Annotated in this window: 20 protein-coding genes; all 20 read left to right on the top strand. The window is 65.1% G+C overall.

What is annotated here, in order from left to right:
• The coding region (locus tag QX124_RS14785) for a septum formation initiator family protein (RefSeq protein ID WP_315797531.1) at nt 1-213 on the top strand (213 nt) is incomplete at its 5' end.
• A 198-nt stretch (nt 214-411) separates the two neighbouring features.
• Complete coding sequence (gene pdhA, locus QX124_RS14780) at nt 412-1,434, top strand: pyruvate dehydrogenase (acetyl-transferring) E1 component subunit alpha (protein ID WP_315756686.1); 1,023 nt, start codon at nt 412-414, stop codon at nt 1,432-1,434.
• Between the two features lie 29 nt (nt 1,435-1,463).
• Nucleotides 1,464-2,861, top strand: coding sequence for a pyruvate dehydrogenase complex E1 component subunit beta (locus tag QX124_RS14775; protein ID WP_315797530.1), 1,398 nt, complete (start codon nt 1,464-1,466; stop codon nt 2,859-2,861).
• A gap of 12 nt (nt 2,862-2,873) precedes the next feature.
• Nucleotides 2,874-3,179, top strand: a complete 306-nt coding sequence (locus QX124_RS14770; protein ID WP_015666657.1) for a DUF5076 domain-containing protein — start codon at nt 2,874-2,876, stop codon at nt 3,177-3,179.
• A 2-nt stretch (nt 3,180-3,181) separates the two neighbouring features.
• Nucleotides 3,182-4,525 (top strand): pyruvate dehydrogenase complex dihydrolipoamide acetyltransferase, encoded by a 1,344-nt coding sequence (locus QX124_RS14765; protein WP_315797529.1) that lies wholly within the window; start codon nt 3,182-3,184, stop codon nt 4,523-4,525.
• A gap of 39 nt (nt 4,526-4,564) precedes the next feature.
• Entirely contained in the window at nt 4,565-4,804 is a 240-nt protein-coding gene (locus tag QX124_RS14760) for a hypothetical protein (RefSeq protein ID WP_315738181.1), read from the top strand.
• Between the two features lie 32 nt (nt 4,805-4,836).
• A complete protein-coding gene (gene lpdA / locus QX124_RS14755) occupies nt 4,837-6,258 on the top strand; it encodes a dihydrolipoyl dehydrogenase (protein ID WP_315738180.1) in 1,422 nt (473 codons plus the stop codon).
• A 137-nt stretch (nt 6,259-6,395) separates the two neighbouring features.
• Complete coding sequence (locus tag QX124_RS14750) at nt 6,396-7,637, top strand: threonine synthase (protein WP_315797528.1); 1,242 nt, start codon at nt 6,396-6,398, stop codon at nt 7,635-7,637.
• A gap of 91 nt (nt 7,638-7,728) precedes the next feature.
• The gene (locus QX124_RS14745) at nt 7,729-8,700 is read left to right on the top strand and encodes a tripartite tricarboxylate transporter substrate binding protein BugD (protein ID WP_315797527.1); all 972 of its coding nucleotides are present in this window, start codon (nt 7,729-7,731) and stop codon (nt 8,698-8,700) included.
• Nucleotides 8,701-8,934: 234 nt separating this feature from the next.
• Nucleotides 8,935-10,659 (top strand): dihydroxy-acid dehydratase, encoded by a 1,725-nt coding sequence (ilvD, locus tag QX124_RS14740; protein ID WP_315770827.1) that lies wholly within the window; start codon nt 8,935-8,937, stop codon nt 10,657-10,659.
• 103 nt (nt 10,660-10,762) lie between these two features.
• On the top strand, nt 10,763-11,479 hold the full coding sequence (locus QX124_RS14735; protein WP_409997702.1) for a tetratricopeptide repeat protein: 717 nt from the start codon (nt 10,763-10,765) through the stop codon (nt 11,477-11,479).
• Nucleotides 11,480-11,520: 41 nt separating this feature from the next.
• Nucleotides 11,521-11,997, top strand: a complete 477-nt coding sequence (locus QX124_RS14730) for a GNAT family N-acetyltransferase (protein ID WP_315797526.1) — start codon at nt 11,521-11,523, stop codon at nt 11,995-11,997.
• Between the two features lie 199 nt (nt 11,998-12,196).
• The gene (locus QX124_RS14725; RefSeq protein ID WP_315797525.1) at nt 12,197-13,246 is read left to right on the top strand and encodes a substrate-binding domain-containing protein; all 1,050 of its coding nucleotides are present in this window, start codon (nt 12,197-12,199) and stop codon (nt 13,244-13,246) included.
• A 99-nt stretch (nt 13,247-13,345) separates the two neighbouring features.
• On the top strand, nt 13,346-14,584 hold the full coding sequence (locus tag QX124_RS14720; protein ID WP_315738173.1) for an ABC transporter substrate-binding protein: 1,239 nt from the start codon (nt 13,346-13,348) through the stop codon (nt 14,582-14,584).
• Nucleotides 14,585-14,649: 65 nt separating this feature from the next.
• On the top strand, nt 14,650-15,516 hold the full coding sequence (locus tag QX124_RS14715; protein ID WP_315711674.1) for an ABC transporter permease subunit: 867 nt from the start codon (nt 14,650-14,652) through the stop codon (nt 15,514-15,516).
• A complete protein-coding gene (locus tag QX124_RS14710; protein WP_315797524.1) occupies nt 15,516-16,568 on the top strand; it encodes a branched-chain amino acid ABC transporter permease in 1,053 nt (350 codons plus the stop codon). The genes QX124_RS14715 and QX124_RS14710 overlap by 1 nt, the downstream gene beginning before the upstream one ends.
• Before the next feature lies 1 nt (nt 16,569).
• Nucleotides 16,570-17,298, top strand: coding sequence for an ATP-binding cassette domain-containing protein (locus QX124_RS14705; RefSeq protein WP_315711676.1), 729 nt, complete (start codon nt 16,570-16,572; stop codon nt 17,296-17,298).
• Nucleotides 17,295-17,996, top strand: a complete 702-nt coding sequence (locus QX124_RS14700) for an ABC transporter ATP-binding protein (protein WP_315780133.1) — start codon at nt 17,295-17,297, stop codon at nt 17,994-17,996. Before QX124_RS14705 ends, QX124_RS14700 begins: the two co-directional genes overlap by 4 nt.
• 83 nt (nt 17,997-18,079) lie before the next feature.
• Entirely contained in the window at nt 18,080-19,594 is a 1,515-nt protein-coding gene (locus QX124_RS14695) for an amidase (RefSeq protein ID WP_315797523.1), read from the top strand.
• Nucleotides 19,594-19,896 carry a putative quinol monooxygenase gene (locus QX124_RS14690; protein ID WP_315797522.1) on the top strand — a complete coding sequence of 101 codons (303 nt, stop codon included), beginning with the start codon at nt 19,594-19,596 and terminating at the stop codon, nt 19,894-19,896. Before QX124_RS14695 ends, QX124_RS14690 begins: the two co-directional genes overlap by 1 nt.
• Nucleotides 19,897-19,935: the final 39 nt, after the last annotated feature.

Genomic DNA, 19,935 nt, shown 5'->3' with positions numbered 1-19,935 from the left:
TACGGCCTGACCGCGCGCCAGGAGCTCGACCAGGAGATCATTGCGCTCACCTCCGAACTCGCCCGGTTGAAGCAGGAGCGGGCGGAGGGTGAAAAGCGCGTATTGCTGCTGCGCTCCGACCGGGTCGATCCCGACATGCTCGATGAACGCGCCCGTTTTCAGCTCGGCTATGCCAACCCTCGTGATCTGATCCGGATCAATCGGCCGCAGTGACGCGTGTCCCTTCGCCGCCCTGCCTAAACTTTAGCAGGCCGTGGCGTCAGGAATTTCAAAAACGCGCTCATCAGCATTCGTTTATTTCGCGCTCGTTTGCAGTGCGGCAAAGCAAAATGAACCGCAATTCACGCAGTCCTTTTACGTGCCTTGGAGTTGAGCTAGAGAGAGCTACTTTTTCTCTCATCCGGAATTGCCATGGCCGCACCCAAGAAGACCGCCGCAAAGGAACAAGGGCAGGACAGAGACAACGGCCCGCCGCCGGAATTCACCAGAGAACAGGAATTGGCCGCGCTGCGCGACATGCTGCTGATCCGTCGCTTTGAGGAGAAGGCGGGTCAGCTTTATGGCATGGGTGCGATCGGCGGTTTCTGTCACCTCTACATCGGGCAGGAGGCTGTGGTCGTCGGCATGCAGATGGCGCTGAAGCCGGGCGATCAGGTCATCACCGGCTATCGCGATCACGGCCACATGCTGGCGACCGGGATGGATGCCAAGGGCGTCATGGCCGAGCTCACCGGGCGCCGCGGCGGCTACTCCAAGGGCAAGGGCGGCTCCATGCACATGTTCAGCATGGAGAAGAATTTCTTCGGCGGCCACGGCATCGTCGGCGCCCAGGTGTCGCTCGGGACGGGTCTCGCGCTCGCCAACCGCTACCGCGGCAACGACTCAGTCAGCATTGCCTATTTCGGCGACGGCGCGGCCAATCAGGGGCAGGTCTATGAGAGCTTCAACATGGCGGAGCTCTGGAAGCTGCCGGTGATCTACGTCATCGAGAACAACCGCTATGCGATGGGCACGGCCGTGTCGCGCGCCTCGGCGCAGACCGACTTCTCCAAGCGCGGCATCTCCTTCAACATCCCGGGCGAGCAGGTCGACGGCATGGACGTCCGCGCCGTGAAGGCTGCCGGTGAGAAGGCCGTCGCGTGGTGCCGCGAGGGCAAGGGCCCGTACATTCTGGAAATGCAGACCTATCGCTATCGCGGCCACTCGATGTCCGACCCGGCCAAGTATCGCACCCGCGAGGAAGTCGAGAAGGTGCGTCACGACCAGGACCCGATCGAGCAGGTGCGCAACCGCCTGCTGGCGGCCAAGGTCACCGAGCAGGATCTCAAGGCGATCGACGCCGACGTGCGCAAGATCGTCAACGAGGCCGCCGATTTCGCCCAGGCCGATCCCGAGCCGGATGTCGCCGAGCTCTACACCGACGTTTACCGTTAAGCGCAGACGCTGTTTTGTCCGGAGCTGATATGCCAATTCAAGTTTTGATGCCTGCGCTGTCGCCCACGATGGAGAAGGGCAATCTCTCCAAATGGCTGAAAAAGGAAGGCGAGGCGATCAAGTCGGGTGACGTGATCGCCGAGATCGAGACCGACAAGGCCACGATGGAGGTCGAGGCGACCGACGAGGGCACGCTCGGCAAGATCCTGATCCCCGAAGGCACCGCCGACGTCGCGGTCAATACGCCGATCGCGACCATCCTCGCGGACGGCGAGACCGCGGCCGATCTCGGCAAGGCCGCAGCACCTGCGGCCGAGACGAAGGCTGCACCATCGGCGCCGCCGTCCGAGCCTGCCGCAGCCACGCCGGCCGCGCCCGCGCCGACCGGCGTGGCTGCGCCGCAGAGCGTTGCTCAGCCCGATCCCGAGGTGCCCGCGGGCACCGAGATGGTCACGCAGACCATCCGCGAGGCGCTGCGCGACGCGATGGCCGAGGAGATGCGTCGCGACGGCGACGTCTTCATCATGGGCGAGGAGGTCGCCGAATATCAGGGCGCCTACAAGGTCACCCAGGGCCTGCTGCAGGAGTTCGGCGCCCGCCGCGTGATGGACACGCCGATCACCGAGCACGGCTTCGCCGGCATCGGTGTCGGTGCCGCGATGGCCGGCCTGAAGCCGATCGTCGAGTTCATGACCTTCAACTTCGCCATGCAGGCGATCGACCAGATCATCAACTCGGCGGCCAAGACCTTGTACATGTCCGGCGGCCAGATGGGCTGCTCGATCGTGTTCCGCGGCCCGAACGGCGCGGCGGCGCGCGTCGCTGCGCAGCACAGCCAGGACTACTCGTCCTGGTACTCGCACGTGCCGGGTCTGAAGGTGGTCGCGCCATATTCGGCGGCGGACGCCAAGGGCCTGCTGAAGGCCGCGATCCGTGATCCGAACCCGGTGATCTTCCTCGAGAACGAGGTGCTGTACGGTCATTCCGGCGAGGTGCCGAAGCTCGACGACTACGTGATTCCGATCGGCAAGGCGCGCATCGCGCGCGCCGGAAAGGACGTGACGATCATCGCGTGGTCGAACGGCATGACCTATGCGCTCAAGGCCGCCGACGAGCTCGCCAAGGAGGGCATCGAGGCCGAGGTGATCGACCTGCGCACCCTGCGCCCGATGGACACGGAGACCATCGTCGCCTCGGTCAAGAAGACCGGCCGCGCCGTCACGGTGGAAGAGGGTTGGGCGCAGAGCGGCGTCGGTGCCGAGATTGCCGCGCGGATCATGGAGCACGCCTTCGACTATCTCGATGCGCCGGTCGTCCGCGTGTCCGGCAAGGACGTGCCGATGCCGTATGCGGCCAACCTCGAGAAGCTCGCGCTGCCGTCGGCGGCGGAGGTCGTGCAGGCCGCCAAATCCGTCTGCTACCGCTAAGGGAAAGCCCAGATGGCCGGACCCAAGGAGCAGCCATTGCCGCCGGACGTCATCGGCCGCGAGGACGCCACCGAAGTGTTGCGCGCCTTCGTGCTCGATGGCGGGCTCTCGATCGCCTTCCAGCGCGCCTTCGAGGAGCCCGACGTGTGGGGGCTGCTCCTGGTCGACGTCGCCCGCCATGCTGCGCGCGCCTATGCGCGCGAGAGCGATTATTCCGAAGACGAGGCGCTGCAGCGCATCGTCGAGATGTTCGAAGCCGAGCTGGCTCGGCCGACCGACACGGGCACCACCAGCCCCAGGTCGAAACAAGGTCACTGATCATGCCGATCAACATTCTCATGCCCGCGCTGTCGCCGACGATGGAGAAGGGCAACCTTGCTCGTTGGCTCAAGAAGGAAGGCGACCAGGTCAAGTCCGGCGAGGTCATCGCCGAGATCGAGACCGACAAGGCCACGATGGAAGTCGAGGCGGTCGACGAAGGTACGCTCGCCAAGATCCTGGTGCCGGAAGGCACGCAGGATGTACCCGTCAACGACGTGATCGCGGTGCTCGCCGGCGAGGGCGAGGACGTCAAGGCGGCCGGCAGCGCGCCGGCGGCCGCAGCTCCCAAGCCAGAAGCAAAGCCCGCTGCCGCAGCGGCAGCCGCTCCTGTCGCCACGCCTGCGCCGAAGCCGGCCGCAGCTCCTGCTGCTCCCGCGCCCGCCGCTGCGCCGCAGCTGAACGGCCATGCCCGCATCTTCTCCTCGCCGCTGGCACGGCGGCTCGCCAAGGATGCCGGCATCGATCTCGCCCGCATCACCGGCACCGGCCCGCATGGCCGCGTGGTCGCGCGTGACGTCGAGGAGGCGAAATCGGGCAAGGGCCTCAAGGCCGCGCCGTCAGCAGCGCCCGCTGCGGCAGGCGCCCCCGCGCTCGCACCCTCGATGTCCGACAAGCAGATCCTGGCGCTGTTCGAGCCGGGCTCCTACGACGTCATCCCGCATGACGGCATGCGCCGCACCATCGCGCAGCGCCTCACCGCATCGGTGCAGAACGTCCCGCACTTCTACCTGACGATCGACTGCGACATCGGCAAGCTCTTGGCCGCGCGCGAGGAGATCAATGCGGCGGCTCCGAAGGACAAGGAAAAGAAGCCGCTCTACAAGCTCAGCGTGAACGACTTCGTCATCAAGGCGATGGCGGTGGCGCTGCAGAAGATCCCCAATTGCAACGTCAGCTGGACCGAAGGCGGCATGGTCAAGCACAAGCATTCCGACGTCGGCGTCGCCGTGGCGATGCCGGGCGGCCTGATCACGCCGATCATCCGCAAGGCCGAGACCAAGACGCTATCGGCCATCTCCGGCGAGATGAAGGATTTTGCCGCGCGCGCCCGCTCGCGCAAGCTGAAGCCGGAGGAATATCAGGGCGGCACCACGGCGGTGTCGAACCTCGGCATGTACGGCATCAACCACTTCACCGCCGTGATCAATCCGCCGCATGCGACGATCCTCGCGGTCGGCACCTCCGAGGAACGCCCGGTGGTGCGCAACGGCAAGATCGAGATCGCGAGCATGATGAGCGTGACCCTGTCGTGCGATCACCGCGCCATCGACGGCGCGCTCGGCGCCGAGCTGATCGGCGCGTTCAAGCAGCTGATCGAGAATCCCGTGATGATGATGGTGTGATGTTGCTTTGCGGAGCGGGATGGCAAACGGGGCCAGCGCATGCGGATCAGAACGCGGTGGCCTTGGATCACGGCACTGGTAAGCGTCGCGCTGCTCGCCAACCCGCTCGGGATCGACGTCATCCATTCTGCTTTCTTCTCCGGCGAGGCGCTGTCGCGCGGCATCTGGGCGCCAATCGTGCTCGCCGGATTCGCGATCTGCGCTGTGCTGATGCTGCTGGAGGCAATTATTCGAGCCTTGATCTGGCGACGTTCCGTCGGCAGCACCACGACCATCTGATTTCCAACTGCTTCAGTTGAATGGGAGCCGTAATGGCCGACACATCCTTCGACGTCATCATCATCGGCTCCGGCCCGGGCGGCTACGTCGCCGCAATCCGCGCAGCCCAACTCGGGTTCAAGACCGCGATCATCGAGAAGTCCTACCTCGGTGGTATCTGCCTGAACTGGGGCTGCATCCCGACCAAGGCGCTCTTACGCTCGGCCGAGATCTATCACTACATGCAGCACGCCAAGGATTACGGCCTCTCTGCCGAGAAGATCTCCTACGATCCGAAGGCGGTGGTGCAGCGCTCGCGCGGCGTCTCCAAGCGGCTGAACGACGGCGTCGGCTTCCTGATGAAGAAGAACAAGGTCCAGGTGATCTGGGGGCGCGCCGCGATCGATGCGCCCGGCAAGATCACGGTGACCAAGTCGGATGTCGAGGCGCCCAAGGGCGCGCTGGGCGAGGGGACCTATCAGGCCAAGCATATCATCGTCGCGACAGGCGCGCGGCCGCGCGTGCTGCCGGGCCTCGAGCCGGACAAGAAGCTGATCTGGACCTATTTCGAGGCGATGGTGCCGGACAAGATGCCGAAGTCGCTGCTGGTCGTCGGCTCCGGCGCGATCGGCATCGAGTTCGCCTCGTTCTTCCGCACCATGGGCTCCGAGGTCACCGTGGTCGAGGTGCTGCCGCAGATTCTCCCCGTGGAGGACGCCGAGATCGCCGGCATCGCGCGCAAGCAGCTGGAGAAGCAGGGCCTCAAGATCATGACGGGGGCCAAGGTCACCAAGCTCGACAAGAAGAGCGACAGCGTGGTGGCGACGATCGACGACGGCAAGGGCAAGACCGAGTCGGTCGAGTTCGATCGCGTGATCTCGGCGGTCGGTGTGGTCGGCAACATCGAGAATCTCGGCCTGGAGAAGCTGGGCGTGAAGACCGATCGCGGCTGCATCGTGATCGACGGCTACGGCAAGACCAACGTGCCCGGCCTCTACGCGATCGGCGACGTCGCTGGCCCCCCGATGCTGGCGCACAAGGCCGAGCACGAGGGCGTCGTCTGCATCGAGGCGATCAAGGGCCTGCATCCGCATCCGATGGACAAGAACCTCATTCCCGGCTGCACCTATTGCCATCCTCAGGTCGCCTCCGTCGGGCTCACCGAGGCCAAGGCCAAGGAGCAGGGCCGCGACATCCGCGTCGGCCGCTTCCCCTTCGTCGGCAATGGCAAGGCGATCGCGCTCGGCGAGGACCAGGGTCTCGTCAAGGTGATCTTCGACAAGAAGACGGGACAGCTGATCGGCGCCCACATGGTCGGCGCCGAGGTCACCGAGCTGATCCAGGGCTATGTCGTGGCGATGAACCTCGAAACGACAGAGGAAGAGCTGATGCACACGGTGTTCCCGCATCCGACGCTGTCGGAGATGATGAAGGAAGCCGTGCTCGACGCCTACGGCCGCGTGCTGAACATGTAGTCTCGTTTCCCGTCGTCATGCGCGGGCTTGACCCGCGCATCCATCGCGCTTCTGGAACGTTCGCGAAGAGGATGGATTGCCGGGTCAAGCCCGGCAATGGCGGATGCAACCAGACGGGCCAACCTGAAAGTCCTGCCGTGAAATCCAACGACAATCTCACTATCGAACGCCCGACCTTCGTCACCCACCTCGAATGCGCGATGGAGGGCGATCATTATCCGGCGGACCAGGTCCACAACCTGTCCAAGGCCGGCAAGCCGCTCCTGGTGCGCTACGATCTCGCCGGCGTGAAGCAGGCGCTGACCAAGGACGCGCTCGCGCAGCGTCCGGCCGACATGTGGCGCTATCGCGAGCTGCTGCCGGTGCGCAAATGCCAGGACATCGTCAGCCTCGGCGAGGTGATGACGCCGCTGATCAATCTGCCCAAGCTGTCGAAGAAGCTCGGCGGCGGCGAGATCATTGTCAAGGATGAGGGCCGGCTGCCGACCGGCTCGTTCAAGGCGCGCGGCCTCGTGATGGCGGTGTCGATGGGCAAGGCGCTCGGCATCAAGCACATGGCGATGCCGACCAACGGCAATGCCGGTGCTGCGCTCGCGGCCTACGCGACCTCCTGCGGCATCAAGACCACGATCTTCTGTCCGGCCGATACGCCGGAGGTGAACGTCAGCGAGATCGAGCTGCAGGGCGCGACCGTCTATCGCGTCAACGGTCTGATCGACGATTGCGGCAAGATCGTCGGCGAGGGCAAGGCCAAGGTCGGCTGGTTCGATACCTCGACCCTGAAGGAGCCCTATCGCATCGAGGGCAAGAAGACGATGGGCCTGGAGCTCGCCGAGCAGCTCGGCTGGGACGTGCCCGACGTGATCTTCTATCCGACCGGCGGCGGCACCGGCCTGATCGGCATGTGGAAGGCGTTCGACGAATTGGAGAAGATCGGCTTCATCGGCTCGAAGCGCCCGCGCATGGTGGCGGTGCAGGCCTCCGGCTGCGCGCCGATGGTGCGCGCCTTCGAGCAGGGCGTCGAGCATGCGACGCGCTGGGAGGATGCCCACACCATCGCGTCCGGCATCCGTGTGCCCCAGGCGGTCGGTGATTTCCTTATCCTGCGCGCCGTGCGCGAGAGCAAAGGTTTCGCCATCGCGGTCGATGACGAGAAGATTTCATCTGCGCTCAGCGAAGTCGCGCGCGAGGAGGGGCTGCTGTTGTGCCCGGAAGGCGCGGCGACCTATGCCGCTTACAAGCAGAGCCTGGCCGACGGACGCGTGACGAAAAACGATCGCGTCATGCTGTTCAATTGCGCGACAGGACTTAAATATCCGCTGCCGCCGGTCACCCGGACGCTCGATCGTCACCAGCCGATCGACTTCGGGCAGTTCTAACTAACAAAACAGCGCCGCGGCCTCGAGCATATGCTCCGGCGCAGATGCATTCGCGTCTGTGACCGGCGCGTGCGACACAAGGGAGGACGTGATGCGACGAGCTCTTTGCGCCGTGCTGTTTGCGTGCCTGGCTCTGGCGGTGCCAGCGCGCGCCGACACCTACCCCTCGCGCGCGATCACCGTGATCGTGCCGTTCGCCGCCGGCGGCCCATCGGATGCGATGATGCGCATCCTCGCCGAGCACATGAAACGGACGCTCGGCCAGCCCGTGCTGGTCGAGAACGTGACGGGCGCGGGCGGCTCGATCGGCGTGGGACGCGCGGTGCGCTCGAAGCCCGACGGCTACACCGTGAGCTTCGGCCATCTCGGCACCCACGTCGCGAACGGCGCCGTCTACCGGCTCGGCTATGACCTCGAGGCCGATCTCGAGCCGGTCGTGCTGCTGCCGAGCAATCCGATGATCATCGTGAGCAGGAACAACATCCCGGCCAAAACGCTGCCGGAGTTTCTCGCCTGGGTGAAGTCGCAGCCGAACCCCGTATCGGCCGGCACGGCGGGCAACGGCTCCGGCAGCCACATCGCAGGCCTCTATTTCGAGCAGGTCACCGGCCTCAAGCTGCAATACGTGCCCTATCGCGGCACGGGGCCGGCGATGAACGATCTCGTCGCCGGCCAGATCGATCTGATCGTCGACCAGACCTCCAATGCCATCAACCAGGTCCGCGCCGGCACGATCCGCGCCTACGCCGTCACGGACGCCAAGCGCCTCGATTCCGCGCCCGAGATCCCGACCACCGATGAAGCCGGCCTGCCGGGCTTCCACATGACCCTGTGGTCTGGACTCTGGCTCCCGAAGGGCGTCAGCAAGGAGATCGTCGACACGCTCAATGCGGCCGCCGTGGCTGCGCTGGATGAGCCGGATGTGAAAAATCAGTTGAAAAACGTGGGGTTGCAGATGCCGGCGGCGGACCAGCGCAGTCCGGCCGCCCTTGGAACCCTGCAGCGCGCCGAGATCCATAAATGGTGGCCGATGATCCGAGCCTCCGGGGTGGTGCCCGAGTAGCTTTCGCTCTCCATGCTAACCGCGGATGGTTGCGCGTCGGCCACGAATGTTGCGACGTCGCCACAGTTTACGAAGTTTTGGTAACAATCTCCGGCGCTCCGCAAACGCGCCGCTTTTTAGCCACACCTGGTCGTGAAATACTTTGATCAGAACATAACCAGTGCGTGTGAGGCTGCCGAAAATCCATTTCTAGGATTTTAGCGTTCTCCTCAGCACCGGGAGGCCAGAACAGCGATGGACGCGAAGACCGACATCAAGCGCAGGCTGCCCAGCCGTCATGTGACGGAAGGGCCCGAGCGTGCGCCGCATCGGTCCTACCTCTACGCGATGGGCCTGACCACGGCCCAGATCCACCAGCCCTTTGTCGGCGTCGCCTCGTGCTGGAACGAGGCCGCGCCCTGCAACATCGCGCTGATGCGGCAGGCCCAGGCGGTCAAGAAGGGCGTGGCGCATGCGGGCGGCACGCCGCGCGAATTCTGCACCATCACCGTGACCGACGGTATCGCGATGGGCCATGACGGCATGCGCTCGTCGCTGCCGTCGCGCGAGGCGATCGCCGATTCCGTCGAGCTGACGATTCGCGGCCATTCCTACGATGCGCTGGTCGGGCTCGCCGGCTGCGACAAATCGCTGCCGGGCATGATGATGGCGATGGTCCGGCTCAACGTGCCTTCGATCTTCATCTATGGCGGCTCGATTCTGCCGGGCAATTTTCGCGGCCAGCAGGTCACGGTGCAGGACATGTTCGAGGCCGTCGGCAAGCATTCGGTGGGTGCGATGTCGGACGAGGACCTCGACGAGCTCGAGCGCGTCGCCTGTCCATCGGCCGGCGCCTGCGGCGCCCAGTTCACGGCCAATACGATGGCGACGGTCTCCGAGGCGATCGGGCTGGCGCTGCCTTATTCGGCCGGCGCCCCGGCGCCTTACGAAATCCGCGATTCGTTCTGCATGACGGCTGGCGAACAGGTCATGGAGCTGATCGCCGCCAATATCCGCCCGCGCGACATCGTCACGCGAAAATCCCTGGAGAATGCCGCTGCGGTTGTGGCGGCGTCCGGCGGGTCGACCAATGCTGCGCTGCATCTACCTGCGATTGCACACGAGGCGGGCATCAAGTTCGACTTATTCGACGTCGCCGAAATCTTCAAAAAGACACCTTATATCGCGGATTTGAAGCCGGGTGGCCGCTATGTCGCCAAAGACATGTTCGAGGCTGGTGGCATTCCGCTCTTGATGAAGACGTTGCTCGACCATGGCTATTTGAACGGCGACTGCCTCACAGTCACCGGCCGGACGATCGCCGAAAACCTCAAAGGCGTGAAGTGGAATCCGCACCAGGACGTGGTGAGGCCGGCCGACCAGCCGATCACTGCAACCGGGGGTGTCGTCGGTCTGAAAGGCAATCTCGCGCCGGAGGGCGCGATCGTGAAAGTCGCGGGCATGTCGAACTTGAAATTCTCTGGGCCGGCCCGCTGCTTTGATCGGGAAGAGGACGCCTTTGACGCCGTCCAGAAGCGCACCTATCGCGAAGGCGAGGTGATCGTCATTCGCTACGAGGGGCCGCGCGGCGGTCCGGGCATGCGGGAAATGCTGCAGACGACGGCGGCGCTGACCGGGCAGGGCATGGGCGGCAAGATCGCGCTCATCACCGATGGCCGGTTCTCGGGCGCGACCCGCGGCTTCTGCATCGGCCACATCGGACCAGAGGCGGCGGTCGGCGGAACGATCGCTCTGGTCGAGGATGGCGACATCATCGAGATCGACGCCGAGGCGGGTGTCCTTAACGTGAAGTTGAGCGATGCCGAGCTGGCGACACGCAAGACCAAGTGGACGCCGCGTGAGACGCATCACACGTCAGGTGCACTTTGGAAATATGCCCAGCAGGTGGGGCCGGCCGTGGCGGGCGCCGTGACTCACCCAGGTGGTGCGCAAGAGAAGTATTGCTATGCGGACATCTGATCGGATCATTTTCGCATTGATGCTGGGGGTTGCCCCGCTCGCGTTGCCGACGTCGTCGTTCGCGTTCGATGGCGCTCCGGTCAACCAGGAGCCGGCGATCCCCGTGGCTGGAGCTCAGGCCGGCGCCGGCGCGCTGCGCAAGGCGTTGCCTGCGACCACGTCCTCCACGTCGCCCACGCAGTCGCTGACGGCGCTGCAATACGCGGCGGAGGAAGGTCACCCGGTTGCGCAGTTCAAGCTCGGCCGCATGTATGCGGCTGGCGATGGCGTTGCGCGGGATGACATGCGCGCCTTCGACTATTTCAGCCGCATCGCCAATGCGCATGCGGAGGACAGTCCGTCGGCGCCGCAGGCGCAGATCGTCGCCAATGCCTTTGTCGCGCTTGGCCGCTATTACCTGAGCGGCATCCCCAACACGAAGGTGAAGGCGGATCCGGATCGCGCGCGGGAGATGTTCTCCTATGCGGCGTCCTACTTCGGCAATGCCGACGCCCAATACGACCTGGCGCGGATGTACCTGAAGACGGCGGATGCCTCGCGCGACGACTTCCGCTATGGCGCGCGCTGGCTTGGCCTCGCCGCGCAGAAGGGCCAGCATCAGGCCCAGGCGCTGCTCGGCCAGATGCTGTTCAACGGCGACCGGCTGCCGCGCCAGCCGGCGCGCGGCCTGATGTGGCTCACCTTGGCGCGCGACAGCGCCGGTGCGGACGAAGCCTGGATCAAGGAGAGCTACAACCGCGCCTTCGCCAAGGCCTCCGACGATGACCGCGCCTCGGCGCTGCAGATGCTCGAAAGCTGGGTGCAGGGCAAGCGCGAGTAGCAGGAGCGCATCGCGTTCCCTCCGTTCGAGAGAGGGATTGAATGGTCATTCGCGATGCGACACCGGAAGACGCAACGGCGGCCTGCGAGATGCTGCGGGCATCCATCATCCAACTGTGCGTGGCTGATCACCGCGGCGATCCCGACATCCTTGGCCGCTGGCTCGCCAACAAGACGCCGGACAACGTCGCGACCTGGGCCGACGGGCAAGGCCGGTCGCTGTTGGTGGCGGTCGAGGAGGGGGCGATTCTCGCCGTCGGCGGGCTCGCGCACCCCGGCGAGATCACGGCCAACTACGTGTCGCCGCAGGCGCGCTTTCGTGGAATCAGTGCGGCGCTGTTGGCGGAGCTGGAGCGCCGGGCGATGGCACTGGGCGCCCGCGACGTCGCGCTGCTCAGCACCGAAACGGCGCACCGATTCTATCTTGCCCGCGGCTACGCCGATGTCGGCGTGCCCGCCGGCAAGTTCGGCACCGCAGCCTCCTATCCAATGAGCAAGACGCTCGCCACCGCGCCGTGAGTCGCGGGCCACGGTGAGACATCAAGGCCACGGCAGCGGCTGCCCAAGGAGTGGGCGATGACGCGCCGATGTTTTGACCAGCGTCAGGTTCCAGAACCAAAATCGGCGATCTTTGGTACACGAACGACCCCGATGACGCCAAAACGCGCTTGGCACGATTCGTGAGTGCAAGTCCTCTGCGACAGCAGAGGCGGCACGTTTGCGCAGCGTTCGGATCGGCCTGATCATTCCTCAGCGCGGCTCGGCAGGGTTGTGGGCGCCCTCCGCCGAAGCCTGCGGGCGGCTGGCCGTGACCGAGCTCAACCAGGCCGCCGGCATCCGCCGCCGACAGGTCGAGCTGATCGTCATCGACGCCGGCGCGACCGCCGCCAGCGCGGACCGGGCTGCGGTCGAGGCGGTCGACGAGCTCGCCGTCGACGGCCTCGTCGGCATGCTGCCGAGCTACGCGCGCGATCCTGTCGCGCAAGCCGCGCGCGGCCGCGTGCCGTTCGTCTACACGCCCCAGTTCGAAGGCCTGTCGGCGAACAGCGACGTGATGACCACGGGCGAGACCGCCGGCGAATTGCTGGGGCCGGCGGTGCAGTGGCTCTCGGAGGTCAAGCGCGCCAGGCGGTTCTTCCTCTGCGGCAACGACTACATCTGGCCGCGCTCGTCGCTGCAGATCGCCAAGCGGCTGATCGCGCGCTTCGGCGGCACGGTGACCGGCGAATGCTACGTGCCGGTCGGCGTCCACGATTACGACGAGATGCTCGACCGCATCAAGACGACGCGCAGCGACGTGGTGCTGCCGGTCTTTCTCGGCTTCGACTGCATCGCCTTCAGCCGCGCCTTCTGCGCCGCCGGCCTCAGCCGCCACGTTCTGCGATTCTCGTCCGCCTTCGACGAGACCATCGTTTACGGACTCGACAGCGGCGAGACCGAGAACGTCTACGTGGCGTCGAGCTATTTCGCCTCGCTGCGGTCGCGCAACAACGGCGCGTTCCTCGAGCGCTACTACACGGCATTCGGCGACAATCCGCCGCCGCCCAACGGCTACGGCGAATCCTGCTACGAAGGGATTCACGCGCTCGCCGCGCTGATCGAGCGCGCCGAGAGCTTCGACGCCCGCAACCTCAGGCGCTTCTACGGACGCACGCTGCAGCGGCGCACGGCGCGCGGCAACGAGGCGCAGCCGGTGGTTGGCGGACGCCACCCGATCCATCTCGCCGAGCTGGACGGCTACGACTTCGCGGTCGTCGCGTCGCGCTAGCGCGCAGGGCGCTTCCTAAAAACACTTGCCTTTTCAAATATTGTCATTTTAAACTTATCGCGGATCATGAACCGGCATCATCAACCCATGGGGACCTTTATGACTCTCTCCCGACGTCGTTTCCTGCAACGCTCGGCCATCGCGACCTCGACATTGATCGCGGCACCCGCCGTGCTGCGCTCGGGTGCGCTCGCGGCCGAGAACCCGATCACGGTCGGCAGCCTGCACGACCAGTCCGGTCCCATCGGCACCTCCGGCACGCCGATGGTCTATGCGCTGCAGCTTGCCGTCGAGGAGATCAATGCCGCGGGCGGCCTGCTCGGACGTCCCTTAAAGGTGATCCACTACGACACCCAGTCCAACATCCAGATGTACTCGCAATACGCCCAGCAGTTGGCGGTGAAGGACAAGGTCGACGTCGTTCACGGCGGCATCACCTCGGCCTCGCGCGAGGCGATCCGGCCGACCTTCGACCGCTTCAAGGTGCTGTATTTCTACAACACGCTGTACGAAGGCGGCGTCTGCGACCGCAACACCTTCTGCACCGGCACGACGCCGGCGCAGACCGTGGAGAAGCTTGTGCCGAGCGCGATGAAGAAGTCCGGCAAGAAGGCCTACATCATCGCGGCCGACTACAATTACGGTCAGATCACCGCGAAGTGGATGACCAAATACTGCAAGGACAATGGCGGCGAGATCCTCTCGACCGACTTCTTCCCGCTCGACGTCACCAATTTCGGCTCCACCATCTCGAAGATCCAGGCGGCCAAGCCCGACCTCATCCTGTCGGCGCTGGTCGGCGGCAACCATACCGCGTTCTACCGGCAGTGGACCGCGGCCGGCATGAAGGGGAAGATCCCGATCGCCTCGACCACCTTCGGCCTCGTCAACGAGCCCTCGACGCTCGATGCCGCCGAGAGCGACGCCATCATCGGCGCCTACGGCTATTTCGAGGAGCTCACCACGCCGGCCTCCAAGAGCTTCGTCGAGAAGATCAAGAAGGCCCACCCGGATTCGCCTTACATCAGCGAGCTCGCCTCGTGCACCTATGAAGGCGTGATGCTGTGGGCCGAGGGCGTCAAGAAGGCGGGCAGCATCGACCGGATGAAGGTGATCGAGGCCCTCGAAAGCGGCCTCGTCTTCGATGGTCCGAGCGGCAAGGTCTCGCTGGACAAGCCGACGCATCACACGGTCCGCAATGCGTTCCTTGCCGAGGTGAAGGAACGCAAATGGTCGGTGCTGGAAACCTACACCGACGCCAAGCCGGCCGACACCGCTGGTGTCTGCGACCTCGTCAAGAACCCGAACGACGTCAAGCAGTACATCATCAATCTCTGACGCTTGCCGGGTCCCGCCATCCGGCGGGACCCGGTTTCATTGGACTGCCCTGAAAGACCTGACGCATGGCGATCTACGTCATCCTCGCGCTCGACGTCCTCAATGGAATCTCCTCGCTGTTCCTGCTGTGCCTGGGACTGGCGATCATCTTCGGCATGATGAAGATCATCAATCTCGCCCATGGCGAGTTCATCATGCTGGGAGCCTATGCCACCGTGATCTCGGCCAACGCCGGGGTGAACATCTGGATCGCGATGCTGATCATCGCGCCGTTGTTCGTCGGCATCGTCGGCCTCGTCATCGAGCGCTGCCTGATCCGCTTTCTCTACGGCCGCCTCGTCGATTCGATGCTCGCGACCTGGGGCCTCAGCCTCCTGATCATCGGGATCATCACGACGATCTACGGCAACACCCAGCAGGGCGTGCCGACGCCGCTCGGCGGCTTCTCGATCGGATCCTACCAGTCGAGCTACTACACGCTGTTCCTTGCGTTGATGGCGGCCGTCATGATGGCGATCATCTACGGCGTGATGCGCTACACCCGCTTCGGCCTGGTGGCCCGCGCGACGATGCAGAACCCGGCGATGGCGGCCACGCTCGGCGTCAATCCGGCCCGCGTCTACATGAGCACCTTCGCGCTCGGCGCGGCCGTGACGGGCCTCGCCGGCGGCCTGCTGGCGCCGGTGTCAGGCATCACCCCGGTGATGGGCGGTGCCTATGTCGCAAAAGCCTTCATGACCGTGGTCGGGGGCGGCGCGGCGATCCTCTCCGGCACGCTGTCCGCGGCAAGCCTGTTCGGCTCGGTCAACCAGATCGGCGCCTACTTCACCACGCCTGTCTATGGCGAGGTCATCGTCTTCACCACCGCGATCGTGCTGATCCGCTTGCTGCCGCAGGGCATCTCCGGGCGCTTCTTCAAGGGGAACCTGTGATGCCCAAGCACTCCCGTCTTGCGGGCCAGATGGGTGCGATCGTCCTTGCCATCGTGGCGATTGCGATCGTGCCGAGCGTGATCGAGCTGTTCGCCCTGATGCAGCTGACGCTGTTTGCCGCGATGTCGGTGCTGGCGCTGAGCCTCGCCTTCATCTGGGGCTATGGCGGCATCCTGTCGTTCGGGCAGACCGCGTTCTTCGGCCTCGGCGGCTATGCCTATGCCATCGCGGCCATCAACTTCCAGGATTCGACGCCGGCGATCCTGCTGGCCATCGTGATCCCGGCGCTGTTCGCGGCGATCCTCGGCTACTTCATCTTCTTCGGCCGCATCTCCGACGTCTATCTCGGCGTCATCACGCTCACGGTCACCCTGATCCTGTTCAACTCGGTCAACTCGACCTCGGGCGATGCCTACAAGATCGGCAAGGCGCTGCTCGGCGGCTTCAACGGCATGCCGGCGGTGCCGACGTTCAATATGCCGTTCGATCCGTCGACCGTGCTGTCGCCGGAGCAGTCGTGGTGGACGACAGCCTATGTGCTGCTTGGCGTGTTCCTGCTGCTGCGGCTGCTGCTGGCGCTGCCGGCCGGGCGCGTCATCGTCGCGGTGCGTGAGAACGAGGTGCGGGCCTCGCTGCTCGGCTATGACCCGCGGCTCGTGAAGTGCCTGACCTTCATCCTCGGCGGCGCGATCGCCGGTCTTGCCGGCGCGCTCTACGTCAACTGGGGCGCCTTTGTCAGCCCCACCATCTTCAGCCTGTCGCTGTCGGCCGAGATCATCATCTGGATCACGGTCGGCGGTCTCGGCACCTTGCTCGGTCCGATCATCGGCTGCGTCGTGATCGAATACATCGTCGCCTATATCGGCTCGCAGCAGCTCTTGAACTCCAACCTCGTGCTCGGCGGCGTGCTGGTGATCTTCGTGCTGCTGCTGCCGAAGGGCATGGTGCCGACCGCCCGCGATCTTGTGATGCGGCTGATGCCGGACAGGAAGAAGACCGGCGGTCCCCCGATGCAGCCAGCGGCGGCGCCGCATCCCGCAGGAGCCGAATGACATGGCGGACCTGGTTCCTCTGCTCAAGGCCGAGCACCTGACGATGCGCTTCGGCGGCGTGGTCGCTAATGACGACATCACCTTCACGCTTCAGGAGATGGAGCTGCGCTGCCTGATCGGCCCGAACGGCGCCGGCAAGAGCACGTTCTTCAAGACGCTGACCGGACAACTGGTGCCGACGTCGGGCAGCATCGCATTCCGTGGCATGCCGATCGCGGGCAAGCTGTCGCACGAGATCGCGCGGATGGGGATCGGCATCAAGACCCAGGTCCCGAATGTGTTCAACGGCCTCTCGGTGCGCGAGAACATCTGGATGGCGGTGCGCCGCAAGGCGACGCCGCGCCAGCAGGGTCCGGCGGTCAATGCCGTGCTCGAGATGATCCGGCTGACCGACTACGCCGACAGCATCGTCGCCACCCTGTCGCACGGCCAGCGGCAATGGGTCGAGATCGGCATGGTGCTCGCCGCCGAGCCGGAGCTGATCCTGCTCGACGAGCCCGCCGCGGGGATGACCGACGAGGAGACCTTCCACACCGCGGCGATCATCCGCGAGATCAACCAGACCCGCGCCATTGTCGTGGTCGAGCACGACATGGAGTTCATCAAGCAGATCGCCAAGCGCGTGACCGTGTTCCACCAGGGCCGCGTGCTGGTCGAGGACACCGTCGACAAGGTGCTCGCCGACCAGCGCGTGCGCGACGTCTATCTCGGCAAGAAGGTGGCCGCATGAGCACGCTCCTCGAGGTCAAGGGGCTCAAATCCGGCTACGGCCGGATCCCGATCCTGTTCGGCATCGACATGACGGTGGCCGATGGCGAGTATCTCGGCATTCTCGGTCACAACGGCATGGGCAAGACCACCGCGCTGCGCACGCTGATGGGGCATCTGCCGACCACCGACGGCTCGGTCGTGTTCGCCGGCAAGACCATCACGCATCTGAAGCCGCATGAGCGCTCGCGGCTCGGCATCGGCCTTGTGCCCCAGGGCCGCGAGATCTTCCCGGACCTGTCGGTCATGGAAAATCTGCGCATGGGCCTCGCATCCGCGCCCAAGGAAGATCGCAGCGTCATTGATGCCGTGCTCCAGGATTTCCCGCGGCTGGTCCGGCTGCTCGATCGTCGCGGCGGCGCGCTGTCCGGCGGCGAGCAGCAACTGCTGGCGCTGGCGCGCTGCCTCTGCACCAAGCCGAGGCTGATCCTGCTCGACGAGCCGACTGAAGGCATCCAGCCATCGATCATCGAGGAGATCATCGAGACCCTGCTGGCGCTGAAGATGCGCTGGAAGATGTCTTTGATCGTGGTCGAGCAGAACCTCGAATTCATCACGTCGTTGTCGGATCGCATCCTGCACATCCAGAAGGGGCGCATCACCGAGGAGCTCGACCGTGAGACTCTGCTGGCCCGGGAAGGTCAGATGGTCCCGAGCTAGAATCTACCGGCGCGCTGCGCCGGACCATTGAACTGACAATTTGCTGTCTCTGCCCAGCTTGTCCTCACAAGAAAGGATGACTCATGTCCATCAAACGCCCGAATGCCGAGGAAGTCGCCGATCTCGCCGCCAGCCTGCACATGAACATGACGGTCGAGGAGGCCGCCGAATATCTGTCGCTGATGGGCGGAATGTTCGATCAGTACGACATCATCGATGAGCTGCCGAACCCGCTGCCGCCGGTGAAATATCCGCGCACGCCCGGCTCCAAGCCGCCGGCGAAGGAGAACAAGTACAACGCCTGGGCGATCAAGACCGAGGTCAAGGGCGCATCGGGCGGCAAGCTCGCAGGCCGCACCGTGGTGCTGAAGGACAACGTCGCGCTCGCCGGCGTGCCGATGATGAACGGATCGACCACGCTCGAGGGTTTCATTCCCGCCGCCGATGCCACCATCGTCGCCCGCATCCTCGATGCCGGCGGCACCATCGTCGGCAAGGCGGTCTGCGAACACTTCTGCCTGTCCGGCGGCAGCCACACTTCCAATCCCGCGCCGGTGCACAATCCCTGGAAGATGGGCTATTCGGCCGGCGGCTCGTCCTCGGGTAGCGCGGCGCTGGTGGCGGCCGGCGAGGTCGACATGTCCATCGGCGGCGACCAGGGCGGCTCGATCCGCATCCCCGCGTCCTATTGCGGCATCTACGGCATGAAGGCGACCCACGGTCTCGTGCCCTACACCGGCGTGATGCCGATCGAGTCGACGATCGACCACACGGGACCGATGACCAAGTCGGTTGCCGACAATGCGCTGCTGCTCGAAGTGCTGGCCGGCGCCGACGGGCTCGATCCCAGGCAATATGCGCCGAAGGTCTCCGCCTACACCGAGGCGCTCGGCAAGGGCGTCAAGGGCCTCAAGATCGGCGTGCTCAAGGAGGGCTTCAGCGCGCCGAACATGGAAGAGGGCGTCGTCAGCAAGGTCAAGGCCGGCGCCGAGCGCTTCGCCAAGCTGGGCGCCTCGGTGTCCGAGGTCTCGATCCCCGAGCACATGCATGCGCTGGCGGCGTGGAATCCGATCACGCTGGAAGGCTTCCTGGTGCAGATGATGCTCGGCAACGGCATGGGCTTCAACTGGAAGGGTCTCTACGACGTCGGCCTGCTCGATGCGCATTCCGGCTGGCGCACCCGCGCCGACGATCTGTCGGTGACGTTGAAGCTGACCATGCTGGTCGGGCAGTGGGGCCTCGAGCACTATCGTGGCCGCTACTACGCCAAGTCGCGCAACATCGCGATTCAAGCCAAGGCGGCCTATGATGCGATGTTCGGCTCCTATGATCTGCTGCTGATGCCGACCCTGCCGTGCGTCGCCACGCCGATCCCGGCCAAGGATGCGCCGCTCGCCGAGGTCGTGCAGCGCGCCTTCGAGATGACCGCGACGACCAGCCCGTTCGACGTGACAGGCCATCCAGCCATGACCCTGCCATGCGGGCTATCCGACGGCCTGCCGGTCGGCCTGATGCTGATCGGCAAGGACTACGCCGAATCCACCATCTACCAGGCGGCGGCGGCGTTCGAGGCCGACGGCGACTGGAAGACGTTTTGATGATCACGATCACCGCGGTCATCAGGGCCAAGGCGGGACACGAGGCCACGATGCGCGACGCCCTCGTCGCCGTCGCGGCCCATGTCGCGGAGAGCGAGCCGGAGACGATCGGGTTCTTCATCTCGCAGAGCGAGACCGAGCCCGGTCTGTTCACGACCTACGAGCGCTTCGCCGACAAGGCCGCGATGGACCGCCACAACGGCTCCGCCGCGGTGGCGACCTTCTTCGGCATTGCCGAGCCGATTATCGATGGCGAGGTCATTCTCGTGACCTCGCAGGAGGTCTCGGCGACGCTGCGGTAGCGCGGAGGTACTTCAGCAAACCAATCGTCCTTCGAGACG

Source organism: Bradyrhizobium sp. SZCCHNRI3043, from assembly GCF_032377735.1.
Taxonomy (GTDB): domain Bacteria; phylum Pseudomonadota; class Alphaproteobacteria; order Rhizobiales; family Xanthobacteraceae; genus Bradyrhizobium.
Note: the sequence above shows the minus strand (reverse complement) of the source record. Positions and strands in the feature narration are given on the sequence as shown.